Source organism: Caulobacter sp. 602-1 (genome assembly GCF_003931565.1).
In the GTDB taxonomy this organism is placed as follows: Bacteria; Pseudomonadota; Alphaproteobacteria; order Caulobacterales; family Caulobacteraceae; genus Caulobacter.
The window spans coordinates 172196-190446 of the sequence record NZ_RRYI01000003.1 but is presented as its reverse complement, the minus strand read 5'-3'; the positions used below and the strand labels follow the sequence as shown (position 1 = coordinate 190446).

17 protein-coding genes are annotated in these 18251 nt (G+C 67.1%); 10 read left to right on the top strand and 7 right to left on the bottom strand.

Annotation, left to right across the window (positions count from 1 at the left end):
• Positions 1-331 precede the first annotated feature (331 nt).
• On the bottom strand, positions 332-1063 hold the full coding sequence (locus tag EIK80_RS09845; RefSeq protein ID WP_125156813.1) for an SDR family NAD(P)-dependent oxidoreductase: 732 nt from the start codon (positions 1061-1063) through the stop codon (positions 332-334).
• 67 nt (positions 1064-1130) lie between these two features.
• On the opposite strand from EIK80_RS09845, the gene EIK80_RS09840 reads away from it, so the two are divergent.
• On the top strand, positions 1131-1511 hold the full coding sequence (locus tag EIK80_RS09840) for a helix-turn-helix domain-containing protein (RefSeq protein ID WP_199743437.1): 381 nt from the start codon (positions 1131-1133) through the stop codon (positions 1509-1511).
• A gap of 50 nt (positions 1512-1561) precedes the next feature.
• Here the strand turns inward: EIK80_RS09840 and EIK80_RS09835 are convergent, their stop codons facing one another.
• The gene (locus EIK80_RS09835) at positions 1562-2590 is read right to left on the bottom strand and encodes a LysR family transcriptional regulator (RefSeq protein WP_233586535.1); all 1029 of its coding nucleotides are present in this window, start codon (positions 2588-2590) and stop codon (positions 1562-1564) included.
• Here EIK80_RS09835 and EIK80_RS09830 point away from each other — a divergent pair.
• On the top strand, positions 2589-3605 hold the full coding sequence (locus EIK80_RS09830) for an NADP-dependent oxidoreductase (protein ID WP_125156812.1): 1017 nt from the start codon (positions 2589-2591) through the stop codon (positions 3603-3605). The genes EIK80_RS09835 and EIK80_RS09830 overlap by 2 nt on opposite strands.
• 65 nt (positions 3606-3670) lie before the next feature.
• On the top strand, positions 3671-3973 hold the full coding sequence (locus EIK80_RS09825) for a putative quinol monooxygenase (RefSeq protein ID WP_125156811.1): 303 nt from the start codon (positions 3671-3673) through the stop codon (positions 3971-3973).
• A gap of 52 nt (positions 3974-4025) precedes the next feature.
• Here the strand turns inward: EIK80_RS09825 and EIK80_RS09820 are convergent, their stop codons facing one another.
• Positions 4026-4922: an MBL fold metallo-hydrolase gene (locus EIK80_RS09820; protein WP_158624655.1), complete on the bottom strand. Its 897-nt coding sequence runs from the start codon at positions 4920-4922 to the stop codon at positions 4026-4028.
• Between EIK80_RS09820 and EIK80_RS26080 the strand changes: the two genes are divergently transcribed.
• From EIK80_RS26080 to EIK80_RS09810, 3 genes are all read left to right on the top strand, one after another.
• Positions 4921-5073: a hypothetical protein gene (locus tag EIK80_RS26080; protein ID WP_158624654.1), complete on the top strand. Its 153-nt coding sequence runs from the start codon at positions 4921-4923 to the stop codon at positions 5071-5073. The genes EIK80_RS09820 and EIK80_RS26080 overlap by 2 nt on opposite strands.
• Before the next feature lie 104 nt (positions 5074-5177).
• Entirely contained in the window at positions 5178-5789 is a 612-nt protein-coding gene (locus tag EIK80_RS09815; protein WP_199743436.1) for a TetR/AcrR family transcriptional regulator, read from the top strand.
• A 182-nt stretch (positions 5790-5971) separates the two neighbouring features.
• Positions 5972-6337: a PRC-barrel domain-containing protein gene (locus EIK80_RS09810; protein WP_199743435.1), complete on the top strand. Its 366-nt coding sequence runs from the start codon at positions 5972-5974 to the stop codon at positions 6335-6337.
• A 300-nt stretch (positions 6338-6637) separates the two neighbouring features.
• On the opposite strand, the gene EIK80_RS09805 is transcribed toward EIK80_RS09810, so the two are convergent.
• Together EIK80_RS09805 and EIK80_RS09800 are read right to left on the bottom strand one after the other, a co-directional pair.
• Positions 6638-7672, bottom strand: a complete 1035-nt coding sequence (locus EIK80_RS09805) for an NAD(P)-dependent oxidoreductase (RefSeq protein WP_125156808.1) — start codon at positions 7670-7672, stop codon at positions 6638-6640.
• A 25-nt stretch (positions 7673-7697) separates the two neighbouring features.
• Positions 7698-8273: a TetR/AcrR family transcriptional regulator gene (locus tag EIK80_RS09800; protein ID WP_125156807.1), complete on the bottom strand. Its 576-nt coding sequence runs from the start codon at positions 8271-8273 to the stop codon at positions 7698-7700.
• A 246-nt stretch (positions 8274-8519) separates the two neighbouring features.
• Between EIK80_RS09800 and EIK80_RS09795 the strand changes: the two genes are divergently transcribed.
• The 4 genes from EIK80_RS09795 to EIK80_RS09780 all read left to right on the top strand — a co-directional run bounded on the left by EIK80_RS09795 (position 8520) and on the right by EIK80_RS09780 (position 14218).
• Positions 8520-9074, top strand: coding sequence for an RNA polymerase sigma factor (locus EIK80_RS09795; RefSeq protein ID WP_125156806.1), 555 nt, complete (start codon positions 8520-8522; stop codon positions 9072-9074).
• Complete coding sequence (locus EIK80_RS09790; RefSeq protein ID WP_125156805.1) at positions 9074-10021, top strand: FecR domain-containing protein; 948 nt, start codon at positions 9074-9076, stop codon at positions 10019-10021. Before EIK80_RS09795 ends, EIK80_RS09790 begins: the two co-directional genes overlap by 1 nt.
• A gap of 116 nt (positions 10022-10137) precedes the next feature.
• On the top strand, positions 10138-12636 hold the full coding sequence (locus EIK80_RS09785; protein ID WP_199743434.1) for a TonB-dependent receptor: 2499 nt from the start codon (positions 10138-10140) through the stop codon (positions 12634-12636).
• 64 nt (positions 12637-12700) lie between these two features.
• Positions 12701-14218 carry an alkaline phosphatase gene (locus tag EIK80_RS09780; protein WP_125156804.1) on the top strand — a complete coding sequence of 506 codons (1518 nt, stop codon included), beginning with the start codon at positions 12701-12703 and terminating at the stop codon, positions 14216-14218.
• Positions 14219-14355: 137 nt separating this feature from the next.
• Here the strand turns inward: EIK80_RS09780 and EIK80_RS09775 are convergent, their stop codons facing one another.
• Together EIK80_RS09775 and EIK80_RS09770 are read right to left on the bottom strand one after the other, a co-directional pair.
• On the bottom strand, positions 14356-15402 hold the full coding sequence (locus tag EIK80_RS09775) for a phosphatidylinositol-specific phospholipase C domain-containing protein (RefSeq protein ID WP_125156803.1): 1047 nt from the start codon (positions 15400-15402) through the stop codon (positions 14356-14358).
• A 98-nt stretch (positions 15403-15500) separates the two neighbouring features.
• Positions 15501-18146 (bottom strand): TonB-dependent receptor, encoded by a 2646-nt coding sequence (locus tag EIK80_RS09770; protein WP_125156802.1) that lies wholly within the window; start codon positions 18144-18146, stop codon positions 15501-15503.
• Between the last annotated feature and the right edge of the window lie 105 nt (positions 18147-18251).

The following is an 18251-nucleotide window of genomic DNA, read 5'->3' as shown; positions in this document are numbered from 1 at the left end:
CCTTACGATCTGGGCGTCCGGTTCTTTGCGGGAAGCGAACGCCAGGTATTTGGCGCGTGCATGTCGCCTAGTCTCAGGGCGCCAAGATGAGGGTCGTCTTGGCGTAGCTGCGAACGTCGGGTTCCTGGACTAGGTCCGGCTTCTGCTCATGGCGCGGCCCAGCCGCTGGCTCGGACGCGTTGACTGACCAGGGAAGGGACTTCTCGCCCACTCGGATGGCGGGCGAGAAGTAACGAACTCCAGTCTGGAGATCTGGACCTCAAGAGGCCACTGAGCTCACGACCGCGCAGCGCAGGCTCCGGCGTCGAAATCGACGAACGGCGCTGCCGACCTAGACCTGGGTCATGCCGCCGTCGACACAGAGTTCGGCGCCGTTGACGAAGCTGGCGTCGCCGCTGAGCAAGAAGGCGGTCGCCGCGGCGACCTCGTCCGGGCGCGCCATGCGACCCAGCGGGATTTGGCCGACGAGCGCCGCACGCATCTCCTCGCTCGTCGCCGCCATCATCGCCGTGTCGGTGGGGCCGGGGCTCACCACGTTCACCCGGATGCGGCGCGGCCCGAGCTCCGCCGCCCAGGTGCGGGCGAATGAGCGGATCGCCGCCTTGGTGGCCGCGTAGACGCCGTAGTTGGGCACCCCGATCGCGTCGGCGATCGACCCGACCAGCACTACGGCCGCGCCGTCCGGCATGGTCGCCAGGCTGGCTTGCAGCGCCAGCATCGCGCCCCGGACATTCACGGTGAAATGACGATCGAAATGCTCGACGCTCGCGTCGGCCAGCGAGGCTGGTTCGGCCAAGCCGGCATTGAGCACAAGGGCGTCGATGCGGCCGTCCTGAGCCCTCACGGTCTCTACCACCTTGGCGAGGTCGCCAGCCTCGCTGGCGTCCGCGACCAAGCCGACAGCATTGTGTCCCACCTGCTCGGCCGCCTTCTCGACCTCTGCCGCGTTTCGGCCGGTGAGGTAAACCCGCGCGCCATCGGCGGCCAGCCGCTCGGCGACCGCCAGGCCGATGCCCTTGGCGCCGCCGACAACCAGGGCGATATCGTTATCCAGTCGAGCCATCATGTTGCTCCTCATGCAATGACGGCGGTTTAGATATACGGAATATATCTGCTATCAAGAACGCACCATGAGTAGCCTAGATATCCCCGACGATACCGATCTGGACCAACTGTCCGAGCGCGCACGCCAGGACATGGCGCAGGTGCGGCCGGTGCTGGAGAAGATCGCCGACAAGTGGACGATCATGATCCTGACCGTCCTCTGCCCTCGGCCGTCACGCTTCAACGAGATCAAGCGACGGCTGGACGGCATCACGCATAAGGCGCTGGCCGACGCGCTCAAGCGGCTCGAGCGCCATGGCCTGGTGACCCGAACGGTGCTGCCGACCGCTCCGATTGGGGTGGAGTACGCGATCACACCCTTGGGCCATTCGCTTCGAGAGCCTTTCGAGGCCCTGTGCGCCTGGGCCTTGGCCCATGCCGACGAGATGCGCCGCACCGAGCGGTGATCGCCTAGCCACCAATAATCGCGCTGCGACGGAGGAACTTGGAGAAGGCGTCATGGCAAGCTGGAAGTCGCCGCCGCCATCCGGTCGTCGAAGGTGGCGCTCAACATGGAAATGAAGGCCCGGACGGCCGGGTTGCTGCGCCGGCTTTCCGGCCACAGGGCTGTGACGTTGTGGCGTTCCACCGCGAAAGCTGAAAGGACCGGCGTCAGCTGTCCACGATCCACATACGGCGCGGCCACGAAGGAGGCGCCGACGCCGATCCCGCCGCCCGCCACCAGCGTCGCCATCAAGGCCTCGCTGGCGTCGATCACGATGTCGGATCTGGGCAGGATCTCGATTTCACGATCGGCGATCTTGAACGGCCAGCGAAACATCTGACCGCTGCTCTGATAGCGTAGATTGACCGTATCATGGGCCTCGAGGTCGTTTGGATGCGATGGCGTTCCACGCGCGGCCAGGTAGTCCGGAGAGGCGAAGCAGCAAAGCCGATAGGGCGCGAGCTTGCGCGACAAAAGGCGGCTGTCGGGGACTTCGCCGATACGGACGGCGACATCGATCCCGTCGTCGATCAGGTCCGTCGTCCTGTCCTCGAGACGAAGATCGATCGAGAGATCCGGAAAGCGCCGCCGGAACGCGGGCAACGCAGGCGCGATCACATGCAGGCCGATCGGGAGGGACGCGGCCACCCGAAGCTTGCCACGCGGCTCCGACCGCGCCGTCAGCGCTACCTGCTCGATCTCCTCGGCCTGGCGGATCAGGTTCAAGGCGCGCTCGTGCAGGTCGCGACCCTCTGGCGTGAACGCCAGTGAACGCGTGGTGCGGGTGAACAAGGAGACGCCCAGCCGCTGCTCGAGCCGCTGGATGCTTTTGCTCACGGCCGAGGGGGAGATCGACAGCGACCGCGCGGCCGCCGTGTAGCTGCCCATCGCGCCGACCCGCGCGAAGGCGATCAATCCCGTGAGGCGGTCGAGGCTAATTTGTTCCATGGCGGCACTATTGAAGTGATTTTTGGCCTGATTATCAACCTTATCGCCGCCCGCTAAATCAGCCGTCAAGCGCCGTGCGAGGAGATTGATCATGGGCGAGACGATGAAGGCGGTCCGACTGCACGCCTTTGGCGGACCCGAAGTGCTGACCTACGAAGACGGCCCCAAGCCTGACGTTAGGCCGGGCGAGGTCTTGGTCCGTGTCCGGGCCGTCGGCCTCAATCCGCCGGACTGGTATCTGCGCGACGGCTATCGCGCCCTGCCGCCCGAGTGGCGACCGGACGGGGACTTCCCGCTCATCCTGGGAACCGACGTCTCCGGCGTTGTCGAGGCGACGGCCGCTGACGTCACCGACTTCCAGGTCGGGGACGAGGTCTTCGGCATGGTGCGCTTCCCGGACGGCGTCATGACCGGCGGCGGCGCCTACGCCCAATATGTCAGCGCGCCGGCCTCGCATCTGGCGCGCAAGCCGGCCAAGCTGGATCACATCCAAGCCGCCGGCGCGCCGATGTCCCTGCTGACGGCGTGGCAGTTCCTGATCGAGCTTGGCCACGACGCGCCCAATCCCTTCCAGACCTTCCCGCATGCGCCGGTCGAGCTTGAAGGCCGGACGGTGCTGATCAACGGCGCCGGCGGGGGCGTCGGCCATCTGGCGACGCAACTGGCCAAGGCGCGGGGCGCGCGGGTGATCGCCGTGGCCTCGGCCAAGAACGCGGCGATGCTCGGCGCGTTCGGGGTCGACCAGTTCATCGATTACGGAAAAGCCGCCGTCGAAACGGTCGTCCGGGATGTCGACCTGGTGCTCGATGCGGTGGGCGGCGCCCGGATGGAACGGCTTCTGGACGTGATCAGGCCTGGCGGCGCCCTGTTCCTGGTCAACCCGCTGGGCTTCGAGGGCCACGACGTCGCCGCGCAGCGCGGGATCAAGGTCTCGTCGACCCAGGTCCGCTCGAATGGCGCGCAGCTGTCGCGGGCCGCCGCATTGCTCGACCAGGGGGCCGTCCGCGTGGTGATCGACAGCGTCTTTCCGTTGTCGGAAGCCTCGCGCGCGCACCAGCGCGTCGCCGAGGGCGGCATCCAGGGCAAGATCGTCCTGACCGTCGCCTGACGCCGACGCGCCTGCTCGTCGCGGCGGGATCCGTTTCCTTGTTCGAGCTTCCGGAGTCGCTCGCCATGATCATCGTCACGGGCTACGTGCAGGTCCCGCCCTCGGACCTTGAGGCCTTCGCCCGCCATCTCGCCGATCTCGCCGAAGCCACCCGCCAGCGCGACGGCGTCGTGTCCTACGACGCTGCCGTGGTCGACGCGTCTCGCGGGCGGCTGCTCGTGATGGAGCGCTGGCGAGACCAGCAGGCCCTAAGCGCCCACCTGGCGGCCGCCGACACCGTCGCCTTCGTGGCGCGATGGGGGCCGCGGCTCTCGGCGGACGTCAGAAAGTACGATGCGACGCGCGAGCGGGCCTTGGCGGACGCCTGAACCTTCCAGGCGACCCGCGCCGCGTTTGTATTCGGGAGAACGCGACGCTCCTCTATCGAGCCGATGCGGGGAAGACCGGAATGGCGCCAAAGCTCCGCGAGTCATGCGCCGGGAGCGGATGGATTTGAGGGAATTTCTCGCGGATGGCTCTGACGAGAGCGGTATCCTTGCGCACCACGATGTTGTTTTCGCCGATCAACCAGCGAAGCATCCAGGGCTTCTCCGCAGGGATATCGACGCCTTCCATTTGGAACACGAGGTCCCCGATCAGGGCGTATCGAGCGCCTGAGGGCAGGCTCACGAAAACGACGACGGAGTCCGGCGTATGACCGGGAGCCGGGACGATGACCACCGAGCCGTCTCCGAAGACATCGTGGCTTCGTGGAAAGCCAAGATAGGGCCCGCCGTCGAAATCATACAGTCTATAGTTGATGCCCCTAAGGCTGTTGATCACCTCCGTGCCTTCCGCCTTGGACGTGATCCAGCGTTTTCCGGTCGCGGTCTCCATGACCGGGACGCCGCGGAAGTCGTCGACGCCGCTGACGTGATCCCAATGACCATGGGTGGGTATGATCGCGGCGATGTCGCCAGGATGGACGCCGCCGGCCGCCAACCGATCCACGGCCGGAACGCCCTTGGTTTGCGGGGTCCGCTGCATCGGCGGGATCAGCTTGATGTGTTCGTCGATGCGCCGGCCGAAACCCGTGTCGATCAGCAGGTTTCCCTTCGGATGCCGGACAAGGATGGCCGTCGCCGCCAGGTGACGGGTCTCGGACCACGCGCCGCCGCGATAGGTCAGGGCGGCCGGACTGTCGTAAGTCCCGGTTGGCAGCGCGCTGATCGACATGCTGGCTGGAGGCGATGCGGGCGGCAGGTCGCCTATATTCACCGCCGGAAGCTCAAGCCTCGCGGGCCTGAACGTCAGGGCTAGGACGGCGATCGCGACCATGATCACCGTCGCCAGGACAGCGAAGGCCCACAGGACGATCCTGGCGACCCTCGTCTTGGCGACGCCTCCCAGCCTGTCTGAGATTCTGACCATGACTCGCTTCACCTTTCCGTTCGGCGCATTGGATGTCGCCGCGCTGCCCATGCAGTGATAGTGGATGTTATCGTATCATCAGAAGATACGATAATCGTCATTATCGTTTGGAGTCAACGAGCGGTGAAGGATTGGGCGGAGGGTCACCCCAAGGCGAAGCTGATGGCGCGCAAACGCGCCGCGATCGTGGACGCGGCTCGCGAAGCCTTCCTTCGTGACGGCTATGGCGGGGCGAGCATGGAGCGGATCGCCAAGGACGCCGGCGTCTCGATCATGACCCTCTACCGGCACGCCGAGGGGAAGGATGATTTGTTCTCGGCTGTCATTGCGCAGGCCTGTCATCCAGCCGATCAAGCCGAGCAGGCGCGCATCCACGAGTCCCTTCAAAAATCGCTGCAGGACGTCTTGGTCTTCATCGGCGTGATGTTTCAGGAGCGGATCGCCAGCCCGGCGACAATAGCCTTGTTCCGAACGGTGATGGTTGAGACCCTCCGCTTTCCACACCTGGCGGAGATCGCCTATCGCGGCCTGATCGGAGCGCACCAAGACGCTCTCGACGCCTTTCTCGGCGAGAGAGATGAAACCGTCTCTCTCGACGCGGGACAGCGCCGGAAGCTCGGCGCGGCCTTCCTCGATCGCCTCGTGGGACTCGATAGCTTCCGCGTGCTTCTGGGGCTCGAGGGCGCAACGGACGCTGAACGCCTGGACCGCGCCATGTCAGCCTCCGCCGAATTGATCTCCGCATTGCCCGCCCCGACGGGCGGCAAGCACTAATCCAGCCAGATCCCTGACCGCTCGCAGCCTCCAGAATGGGCGTCGTGGGTAGGCGCCGGCGCTGCGGTCGCTTACCACGCACGCCGGATCAATGCTCCGCGCACGGCGTTAATTGACGACATCCGACAGGACCTTGCCGTCACAGCGGGTCCTGTCTGTCGCCTTGTGAGAAGGAGCCGATCATGAAATTCGCTATCTTGGGTTTTTCCCTCGCCGCTGTCGCCACTGGTGCGCTCGCTCAAACCACCATCGCCCAGCTTGAAAGCCAGCCGGCCAAGGGCGCCTTCACGGTTGGCCAGATCGAAGACGCCGATGTCATCGACGCCGCTAACCGCAAAGCCGGCGAGGTCGAGCACGTGCTTCTCGATGCGGCCGGCAAACCCACAGCCATCGTGATCGAGATCGACCGCATGGGCCCGGATAAGAAGGTTGTCGTGGCCCTGGCCGATGTAACCGTGGCGCCCGAGCCGGGCGATCCGGACGACCACATCGTTCGCGCCAAGCTGACGAAGGCTCAGCTGGCTGCGCTGCCTGACTGGAAGGGTTAGGACGGGCGACCTTTAGGGCGCGTCCCATGAACCGGCCCCACCTTATCGGGTGGGGCTTTTCATTTGCGCGCCAGCCGAGTTGGAAGGGGCTTGGGCGCCGTTTGCGCGCGCTGAGTGTCTGGTTTCCGGAGATGCGCCAAAGTCAGTCCATGGCGCTTGCTTGCCTCCATCATACGCCAATCACCCCTTGGCGACTGCGTCGCATTTTTGACGGCCCTAACCTGTTTCCGGGACACTTCTAGCCTGCACCGACAACCGGCTGGCGGCTGGACGCCGCGGGGACGTCCCACACTTGGAGGACTATCTCTGCGGGGCCGAGGCGGCCAGTTCGGCGAGGCCCTCGGCGAGGGAGACGACGGGCGCATAGCCCAGTTCGCGGCGAGCCTTGCCGATGTCGAGCGTCACCTCGACGGCTGAGGCGGAGAAGCCCTGCAGGGTGAGGGGAACGGGCTTGGCGCCGCGCGTGGCCGCGCCGATCAGGTCGCCCAAGGCCGCGACCACCCGCACCACCGTGCGAGGCGCGGTCTTGTCCGGCGGGGCCTGGCCCTGGGTCTCCAGCAGCGCCGACACGAACGCGCGGAAGGTCGCCGGCTCACCGTCGGACAGGAAGTAGATTTCGCCGCCGCGTCCGGCCCGCAGCGCCAAGTCGACGCCGTGGCAGAGGTTGTCGATGTGGGTTGTCGACGTCAGATAGCCGCCGCCGTCGATCCAGGCCAGCTGTCCCGACCGCGCGGCCTCCACCAAGGCCGGCAGGGCCGTGGTGTCGTCGCGCCCCCAGACGAAGCGCGGGCGCACCACCAGGACGTCGAACCCCACGTCGTTCATGGACAGGGCGATCGTCTCGGCGGCGATCTTGCTGCGCGAATAGGAGCCCGCCGGGCGCGCCGGATAGGGCCGGGTCTCGTCGACGTTCCTCAGCGGACGGCCGTCGCCCAGCACCGATTCCGTGCTCAGGTGCACGACGCGGCGGACGCCCGCCGCCCGCGCGGCGCAAAGGACGTTCCGCGTCCCCTCGGCGTTCGTCCGCATCTGCGCGGGGCCGCCATGGCCGTGATCGGTGTCGGCCGCCGCGTGGATCAGGGCGTCGCAGCCGGCCATGGCCTCGCCGATCGCCGGGTCCAGGATGTCGCCGACGACCGCCACGGCGCCCATGGCCTGCAGGCGCTCGGCGTCCTGCGGATTGCGCGACAGGGCCACCACCTGGACGTCGTCGCGCAGGAAGCGGCGGGCCAGGTTGCGTCCCACATAGCCGGCGGCGCCGGTCAGGAAGAGGCGGCGCGGGCAGGCGTGCGAGATCGTCGCCGCGCCGGGGGCGGCGGAGGGGGTGTTTGTCATCTTGAAAATCCGGTAGGGGGAGGGATCAGCCGCCGGCGGGCGCGCCGTCTTGCGGGTGGGCCTGCGACAGCCATTCGATCTCTCGAACGATCCTGTCGCGCTCGGCCGGCGGGAAGTGGTGGAAATCCAGATGCTCGAGGAACTTCAGGCCCTCGAGGGCCAGATAGGCCAGCTGCGCGCCGCGCGGCGAGGCCGAGGTCGCCAGCACCCGGGCGACGACGCTGGCCTGGCTGGCCTGCATCTTACGCCGCAGGTCGGCGTCCAGTACCAGGGCGGCGCTGAGGTTGAGCGCGACGGCTCGGAAGTCCTCGGGCGGGGCATGGGCGCCGCCCCGGATGCGGCCGCGGATGGCGCGGCTGTCCTGGCCTTCCAATTCTGCTTCCAGCGCCGCGTGGCGGGCGGCGTCGGCCTGGAACGCGCGATCCACCACGGCCTCGATCAGGGCCTGCTTGGTCTTGAAGTCGTAGATCACCGTGGCCTTGCCGACCCCGGCCTCCTTAGCCACCGCGTCCAGCGTGAGGTTCGTGGCGCCATCGCGCGCGACGACGCGTTCGGCGGCGTCGAGGATAGCTTGCTGGTCAAAGACGCGTCGACGTCCCATGGCCGCTCCGATTCATAACCGACCGGACGGTTATAAATAATGCGAGACCTCGCGTAAAGCCTGTGGACCAGAGCGGGAACCGCCTCGTGACGATCTAGGCGCGCTGATGGGGGCTTGGTTCAGCGGCAGCTCCTCAATTTCGACTGTCTGGAGGCGGGGGAAGTTCCGCTAGCGCCGCGTTGTAGTCGCCGGGGTCTCCAACGGAAGTTTCACACGATTGTCGTCAGGCGCTGGCATGGCCGGCTCATGTCCATCCCAGCCTCCGATCAGGGCCTGGCGCGCGAGTCGGCCGGCCCGCCAGGCGCCGAGCGCTTTGAGGCCCTGACCCGACGCCTTCGCATCCCGCTGCTTCGTTACTTCACCCGCCGTACCGGCTCGCGGCCTGACAGCGAGGAATTGGTGCAGGACCTGTTCCTGCGACTGCTGCGCCGCCCTGGCCTGATGGCCCTGGAAAGCATCGACGGTTATGTATTCGAGGCTGCGGCGAACCTCCTTCGCGACAAGGTAAAGCGGGAACGGGCGCGGCCGCTGCTGAGCGCGGTCGACTTGGATCGTATCGACCTGGCTGACGACCTCCCGGACGCGGAGGACGTCATCGGCGGGCGACAGAACCTGGAACGCATCCAGGTCGCCCTCAAGTCGCTGTCGCCTCGGGCGCGCACGATCGTCATTCTTCGTCGCTTCGAGGACATGAGCCACGCCCAGATCGCCGCCCGACTGAACATCTCGGTCAGCGCCGTTGAGAAGCATCTCGTGCGGTCGATGGCTGTTCTGCGCAACGCCTTGCAGGAGCAGGGCTGATGGGGCGTCGCATCGTTCACGAAGATCAGGCCGCCCAATGGTTCGCCAAGGCCGATCGTGGGCCGCTGGCGGCGGACGACCGCAAGGCCTTCCTTGAATGGCTCGAAGCGCCCGGCAACGCCGAGGCCTATCAGGAAACCGCCGACGCCTGGTCGTCCCTGGCGGCGGCCAAGGGGGCCGATGGCCTGATAGCGATGCGCGCGGCTGCTTTGCGCGACGCGTCCGGGATCGGCCGTCGGCGCATGATCTTGGGCCTCGTCGGCGCCGCGACGGCGGCCGGCGGGGGCGGCGTCGCGGTGATGATGGCCAGCACGGCCGGCGCGACGATCCGCACCGGTGCGGGTGAGCGTCTTACCGCCCCGTTGCCGGACGGATCGAGCGTAACCCTGGCTCCGCTGTCGAGGGTGCGTGTGCAGTACGACACTCAGCGTCGTCGTGTGCGGCTCGTCGAGGGACAGGCCTACTTCGACATGCGCTCGGCCCCCGACCGGCCGTTCCAGGTCGTTGTCGGCGATGAGCGCGCCCAAGGCAGCGGCGGGCGCTTCCAGGTGACCAGGCAGGGCGATACGGCGCAGATTCTTATCGAGGACGGAGCGCTCGACGTCGTCGCGGCTGGACAGGCCGCGGCGCGAAGGCTGACGACCGGCCACATGCTGTCGGGTCAGGCCGGGCCAAAGTCCGTAGCGGCGGCCGATCTCAACGCGCTGACGGCTTGGCGCGATGGTCGGCTGGTGTTCAACGACACGCCGTTGCCGCAAGTCGTCGCGGCGTTCAATCGCTACTCCAGCGACCAGTTGTCCCTGGTTCCGGGCGCGCGGCTGAACGACATCCGGATCTCCGGATCGTTCCGCTACGACGGCGCGCGCGAGTTCGCCAACGCCCTGCGGGCGGGCTTTGGCGTGCGCGTCCAGCAGGTCGACCGGACGACCTGGGAGATCGCCGAATGACGGCGGCTAGCGTTCCGGCATTCGATGAAATTTTCACGACAAGGTGAGGCTTTCAGCGGGGCCGCAGTTCCTGGGGATGATCGGTCGACGGGGGCCGGATTGCCTAGGAAAGCACGATGACGAACCGAGTTTCCCACGCCGCTGGTCTTCGGCGCGGCCTGATGGCCTGCTGCGCCCTGCTGGTCCTGGGCGCGGCCGCGCCGGCCCTGGCCCAGGAGCCCGCCGCGCCGCCGGTGGCCTTCACCCTGCCCACCCAACCCCTGGACCTGGCCCTGCCGGCCTTCGCCAAGCAGGCCGACGTGCAGGTGCTCTATGCGTCGAACCTCGTGAAGGGCAAGCGGGCCAACGCCGTGATCGGCACGCGCCCGCCCGCCGAGGCGCTGCGCGACCTCCTGGCGGGTTCGGGCCTGAAGGCGACGGCTACCGGACCGCGGACCTTCCTGATCTCGGCGCAGGAAAATCCGGTCGTCGCCGAGCTGGAAGAAGTGATCGTCACGGCCCAGAAGCGCTCGGCGCGGATCGAGAACGTCCCGATCGCCGTGACCGTCGTCGAGGGCGGTGACGCCCAGCGGCGCGGGATCACCAATGTCGTCGATCTGGTCGATCAGGTCGCCGGCGTGTCGGTGAACTATGCCTTCGGCGGCACCAACTACGGTCTGATCAGCATCCGCGGTATCGGCGGCGCCGACGACTACAAGCCCAACGGCAACCCCTCGGTCGCCCTGCATATCGACGGCGTCTACCAGACCTCGAACGCCTATCTGGGCATGCCGTTGTTCGACCTCGATCGCATCGAAGTGCTCAAGGGCCCGCAAGGCACGCTTTATGGCCGCAACACCACGGCCGGCGTCATCAACGCGATCACCCGGGGTCCTGGTCAGGCTCTCGAAGGCTCGGGCCGCGTCGAGTACGGCAGCTACGACTACACGGAGATGGAAGCTTCGGTCGGCGGGCCCGTCAGCGAGACCCTCGGCGTGCGTCTGGCCGTCCTGGCTCAGAATGGCGGCGGCTTCATGGATGGCGCCGGTGCGGGCCTTCTGGCCGGCTTCCGTCCGTCGGTGCGCGGCGTGGTCCAGACCCAGGTGCCGGCGCTGGTTGATCCGGGCCGCCGAAAGGGTTTCGGCGACAAGGACCTGGTCGCCGGCCGCGCGACGTTTGACTTCAAGATGGCCCCGGAGAGCGATTTGGTCGTGAAGCTGTTCGGCAGCCGCGACCGGGGCGACACCCGTCAGTACGATCGGATTTCGCGGGCCCAGGACGCCACGGTCGCCAACGCCGGCGAGAACAACGATCCTTACGAGTTCTATTCGACGGGTTATCCGACCCAGAGGATCGACATCTACGGCGGCTCGGCGAGCTTCAGCCACAAGGTTCGCGAGAACCTGAACTTCACCGCCATCGGCGGCTGGCAGGGCAGCAAGCGTTCGGTGCAGGGCAACGGCGATGGTTCGCCCTATCCAGCCTCGTATTTCGACGCCAACGAGAAGCTCAGCCAGTCGTCTCTGGAACTGCGCCTGGCCGACGACACGGGCGGCAAGCTGGACTGGATCGCCGGCGCCTTCTACGTGACCGACGACGTCAAGTTCAACACCAACTGGATCAGCTACTCGGCGCTGACCAACTACGACAACCTGCACCGCCAGGAACGCAACAGCTTCGCCCTGTTCGGCCAAGCCGACTACCACCCGCTCGAGCGCCTGCAGGTGTCGGCGGGTCTGCGCTACACGCGCGACAACGCCCACTATGTCGGCCGCAACGTCGACCACAATCCGTGGGGCATCAGCACCTTCTCGACGACCTTCGCCACCACAAACCCGTTCGCATGGGACGAGAAGTTCGACGACGACAACGTCTCGGGCCGCCTGACCGTGAAGTACGACGTCACGCCCAGCCTGAACGTCTTCGTGTCGGCCGGCACGGGCTATCGCGGCGGCGGTTTCGATGGCACCTCGATCTTCACCGTGGCCGAGACCAAGCCCTTCGCCTCGGAGACCGTGCGCGCCTACGAGGCGGGCCTGCGCTGGACCACGCCGCGCCTGCGCCTGTCGCTGGACGCGTTCGACTATCGCTTCAGCGAACTGCAGGCCACGACGCGGCTGGCCAACGATACCAACGGTCGGGCCAATGTCGGCAAGGCCAGCAGCAAGGGTATCGAGGTGGCGCTCAGCGCTCAGTTGCTGCGCACCGAGCGCCAGAGCCTGAGCTTCGACGTCAACGCCGCCTGGCTCGACACCGAGGTCCTGTCGTTCTCATCCAACCGGGTGGCCGAGGTGCTGCAGACGGTCGGGGATCCGCTGCCGGGCGCGCCGGACGTGTCGGCCACCGCCAGCCTGAACCACAGCATCACCCTGAAGGAAGGCTGGTCGCTGCGCAGCCGCGTGGGCGTCACCCACCATGGCGAGGAATCCAACCGCCTGAACGCCACGCCGGGCAACACGGCCAAGGCCTACACCCTGGTCAACGCCCGCGTGGACTTGGCCACCCCGTCGAACTGGACGCTCTATGCCTATGGCCGCAACATCACCGACGAGGTCTATTTCCCGGAGCTGAACGGCGCGGCTCGACTGGTTGGGGCGCCCGCCACCTACGGGATCGGCGCGCGGTTCGACTTCTGATCGCGGGGCGATCCGGTCCTTGGGCCGGATCGCCTCACTTCGTTCTCCTGATGGGATCCCAGCTATGTCCCTGCTGACCCGCCGCGCGGTGATGGCGGCCTCGACCGGCCTTTTCCTGGCCCGCGCGACGGCGACGCAGGGACTGGAGATCCGCCGGGCCGCGCCCGCCGAGCCCTTTGCGATGGGCGTGGCCAGCGGTGATCCGTCGACTGACGGCTTCGTACTGTGGACCCGCCTCAGCGCCGGCGGCGCGTCGCTCGACGCTCCGGCCGTTCCCGTCGCCTATGAGGTCGCCGAGGATGAGGCCTTCCACCGTATCGTGCGGCATGGCCGCCGCGCGGCGACGCCGACCTTGGGCCATTCGGTTCACGTCGAGCTCTCGGGTTTGCGCCCCGGCCGACCCTACTGGTACCGGTTTCACGCCTTGGGCGCGGTCAGCCCGGTCGGCCGCACCGCCACCGCGCCGGAGCACGCCGAACGCGCGCGGATCGCCGTCAGCTCGTGCCAGCATTTTGAACTAGGCTGGTTCAGCGCCTATCGCGACATGGTCGCCGCTCAACCCGACCTGATCGTGCAGTTGGGCGACTACATCTACGAGAACAGCTACGCCCAGTTTCCAAAGGTCCGTCGCTTCGACGCGCCCGAACCCACGGACCTGGACGGCTATCGTCGGCGGCACGCGACCTACAAGTCCGATCACGACCTTCGCGAGGCCCATCGGCTGGCGCCCTGGATCGTGACCTGGGACGATCATGAGGTCGAGAACGACTATGCCGATCTGGCCAACCTGAAGGGGCTGGATCCTCAGGTCTTCGCCCGTCGGCGGGCGGCCGCCTACCAGGCCTACTTCGAGCACCTGCCGGTGCGCCCCAGTCTGTGGGCCCGTCCAGGCGAGCCGCGACTCTATCGGCGCCTCGCGTGGGGGGATCTGTTGAGCCTGCCGGTATTGGATGGGCGGCAGTATCGCTCGCCCCAGGCCTGCAATCCTCCAGGTCAGAGCGGGAACCGAGCGCGCCGCGACTGTCCCGGGCTGAGCGCGCCAGGCCGCACCATGCTGGGCGCGGCCCAAGAGGCTTGGCTGGACCGGACGCTGAAGGCCGAGCGCGGGCGCTGGACCCTGCTGGCTCAGCAGACGGTGGTCGCGCCGATCGAAACGCCGGACGGCGTGATGTCGGATCAGTGGGACGGCTACGCCGCCGCGCGCGACCGCCTTATGCGCAGCATGACCCGTCCATCGGTGCGCAACGCCGTGGTCCTAAGCGGCGACATCCATGCCTACATGGTCAACGACCTGCGGATCGGCCGAGCCGACGCGGCGCCCGTGGCCACTGAGCTCGTGACGACATGCCTGGCCGCCAGCCACGCGCCGCCGGCGCGTTATGGCGATGTCCGGGCTCGCAATGACCACGTCCGCTTCGCCGACATCGAACGCTCGGGCTACACCTTGATCGAGGCGACGTCCCGGAAACTGGACATTGATCTGAGGGCCGTCTCGGATCAGGCCGACCCCAAAGGTGTCGCCCAAAGCCTGGCGCGGTGCGTGATCGAAGATCAACGCCCGGGCGCGCAATTCACCGTATGACCTCCGGCTCGCCCACGGCTTCTTCATAACCCAAGCGGTGAGGCGCGGAACTCAGGTGGCGGAGGCCCCGCGCCGAGACGGCTGCGCCATCGACAAGGCGGTTGAAGTCTGGAGTACGGACGGACAACGGATCATCGTCATCGCACGGACGGGGTAAGACCCTCTCCTGGCGCGAACCACGACGGGCGCGCCACGAACTTCAGGTCCAGCGGATCGGGCGCGCCTGGATAGTAGTCGGTGCTGATGATCTGTGCGCCCGATTGCTCGGCCGACTTCAGGCGGCCAAGGTCGTGGTTGCGGGCCTCGCTGGTGTCGGCGTCGCTGCGCGTGCGGACCAGGAAGCCTTGGGCGGCCAGGGCCTTGATACGGGCTTCTTCCGGACGCGGATCCTGGATGTTGAACACCGCCGCTTCGGCCTGGTCCTCGGCATAGAGGCCGAATAGGACACGGCCCTTCAGCGACGGGTGACCGACGCGGTAGGCCTCCTCGACGCGGGGATTGGCGTCCAGCACCAGCAGCACCTTGCCGCGCGCGCTGTCGGCTGTCGGCCAACCGCCGCCGGTGACGCCTTCGCGCAGGGTGGCGCGCGTCCCGCGAACGTCGTCGGGCGTGATGATGCGATCCCGGCCGAACGCCTTGATCGCGTCGGCGTCCAGGCTGGCGAAATCAGCCTCGGTCCACAGCGGCGGGTTCGGAATGGCCGGGTTGTTGAACGGCTCTTCCTTGGTGTTGACGAAGATCACGATCGGCTGGTGATCGGGGTGGGCCTCGGACCAGGTCGCGACCTCGACGAAGCAGTCGGACAGACGCAGGCACAGGGTGCGGGCGTCGACGACCGGGGCGTGCAACACCTTGGCGCCGGGCGTCTTCATGATCGCGAGCTTGGCCGGGTCCTTGGCGTAGGGGCCGGCGTAGAGGCCTCCGGCCGTGTCGGCGTAGGGATCGAATTCCAGCTGCCGGATTCCCAGGTCCAATTGGGCGCTGATCGGCGGATGGCCGTATTCGACGCCGCGCGAGCGCTCGCCCATCACCTGGCGCTGGTGCGCGAGGGCGGCGGGATCGAGCTCGGGACGGTAGCTGTTGTGCGAACCCAGCCAATGCAGGCTGTTGATCTTCGGCGCTTCGGCCGCCTGGGTTGCGAAGGCGAAGACCGACAGGGCGGCGGCGAGAAACAGCGGGCGCATGGCGACCTCGTGGGAGGGAAAAGGCGCGAACCGGCCGGCGTATGACCGGTCCGCGCGAGGTGACGACCTCTAAAAAGAGAGGGCGTTCAGGGGAGGGATCAGAACTTGCCGCGGAGCGTCAGCGAGACCGTGCGGCCCCAGTGATAGATCTCCATCGGCTGGTCCTTGGTCTTGCCGTAGGTGAAGCGGACCTCGTCGGTCAGGTTCGAACCTTCCAGGGTCACCGCGTATTGCGGGGTGATCTGGTAGGAGAGCGATCCGTCCAGCGAGCCGTAGGGGGCGATATAGGACTGGGCGGTGGCGGTGCTGCCGATCGACTGCAGATACCGCGAGCGCCAGAACCAGCCGAGGCGGGCGCTGATCGGGCCCTTCTCATAGTAGCCGACCAGGTTGTAGCTCTGCTTGGACAGGCCCACGAGGTCGTCCTTGATCTGGCGGTTGCCGGCGAAATAGTTCGCCTTGCTGTCCACCAAGGTCACCGAGGCCTGCACGCCGAGGCCATCGAAGGGGCCGGGCAGGAACGACAGCGACTGGTTGTAGGCGGCTTCGAAGCCGCGCACCTCGGCGTCGCCGCCGTTGACGCTGGCCGACAGCAGCACGTCGCCGCGGCCGGGCACCTGGATCGTGGTGTTCTGGGCGGTGATGTAGTTGTCCATCGTCTTGATGAACACCGCGGCGGTCACGGCCGTGGTCGGGGCCGGATACCACTCCAGCGAGGCGTCGTACTGGTCGGCCAGGAACGGATCCAGGTCCGGATTGCCGCCCGAGGCCGTCGGCGAGTCGCGGCTGACGCTGATGCGCGGGGCGCTGTCGGTGACGTTGGGACGGTTGACGACGCGCGAGGCCGACAGGCGGCCGACCAGGTCGTCACGCAGGTCGAGCTTGACGTTCAGGCTGGGCAGCCAGTTCTTGTATTCCTTCAGATAGCCGACCGGCACCGGCGTCGAGCCGCTGGTCAGCGTGCCGCTGGCCAGTTGCTTGGTCTCGGCGTAGCGGACGCCCAGATTGCCGCTGACCGGCACGCCGCCCAGGTCGAACTTGAAGTCGCCGCGCACATAGGCGCTGTGGATCTTCTGGTCGACGATGAACGAGTTGCGCAGGTCGGCCGCCGACCACGGCTGAGCCGCCACGGCCGAGGTGAACATCTTGTTGTAGTAGGCGTCGCTGGTCGGGGTGACCCAGGTGCGCGGCGTGTTGCCGGCGAAGTCCTTGAGGAAGCCCGTATAGGGCATGGTCTCGTAGAAGCTGGCGCCCAGGGTCGTCAGCGGCGTGTTCAGGATGTCGTTCAACACCCAGTCGCGACGCAGATAGGTGCGGTTCATGTTGTGCTGTTCGGCGCCGAACGCGATCTTGGTGAACCAGCCCGAGAAGACGCGCGAGCCGTCCAGGCGGAACGTCTCGTCGCTGTCGCGCGAGTCCTTCCAGGTGTAGTCGAACGCCTGGCCCACGAAGTTGGCCGGGTTGGTGTAGTCGACGGTGGTGGTCAGCTGCGGGATCGACGTCGAGCCGCGCGAGAAGTCGAAGCTCAGCGGCGCGAAGAACGCGATGCGATCGCGGGTCGTGGCCTTGCCGTCCGGATGGTAGCTGCGGGCGCGCGAATAGCCGTACTCGGCGTTGAACGCCCAGGCGCCCGGCGTCCAGGCCTGCTTGATCCCGAAGATCGTCAGGTCGTGGCGGTTCAGGCTGGTCTCGCGCGAGGCCATCCAGCGCACGTTGTTGATCGTGCCGGCCACGACGGTGTCGCCGACGACCTTCTGGCTGCCCGCCACGAACTGCGGCGTCGCGAAGGTGGCGTCGTCCGGATAGATGTCGAGGCCGAACTCGTCGTAGTCGACGTCCAGCCGGGTCACCAGCAGGTCGACGTCCGTCTGGAAGTCGCTGTTGGGCTTCCACTGACCCGAGAGGGCGCCCGAATAGAGCTTGCGGTGCTCGGTCTCGACGGTCGGGCGCGTGCGGGTGGGCGTATAGAGGCCCGAGCCCAGCACCGATTTGAACTTATCGAGGTTCCAGCCGACCATGTACAGGCGGTCGTTGCGCACATGGCGCTCGTCATAGAGGCCCGAGGCCAGCACGCCGATGGTCTTGTCGGCGTTGGTCCAGCTGCCCAGGCCCGAGACCGAAGGGTCGGCCTTCTTGCGCACGTCGTTGTAGGTTTCGCGCACCGAGAAGGCGGCCTTCTTGCCCAGATCGAACGGCTTGAAGGTCTTGATGTTGATATTGCCGCCCAGGGCGCCTTCGTCCATGTCGGCCGTCGGCGTTTTCACCACCTCGATCTGCGAGATCAGCTCGGTGGGCAACACCTCGAAGCGAAACTGACGGCCCTTGGCGCCGCCGTTCTCGATCAGGTCGTTGACGGCGATCGAGCGGCCGTTCAGCTCGGTATACTGGAACTGAGGACCCAGGCCCCGAACGCTGACATAGAGGCCCGAGCCGCGCTGGCGGTCGATGGTGACGCCGGTGACCAATTGCAGCGCATCGGCGGCGTTGCGGGTGGGGAATTTGCCGATGTCCTCGGCGTTGACGGCGTCCAGGCCGTACGCGGCCGAGCGCTTCAGGGCGGCGGCGGCCTGCAGGCTCTTGCCGTACGAGGTGATGACGACGGCGTCGACGGCGTCGGCCGGTTCGGCGGCTGGCGCGGTCGCGGCGGTGTCGGCGGCCTGGGCCTGGCCCGCGCCGAGGGCGGCGAAGGCGAGGACGGCGACGGCGCCCGCGCACGGCGCGGACAGGAACTTCGAGCTGGACATGGTATCCCCCGGTCTTTGCTGGGCCCGCGGGGAGGCGCGGGTCAGGGCAGAAGAACGAAGGGGGCGACGCCGAACCTCACTCCGGCATCGGTGAAATATTTGCGA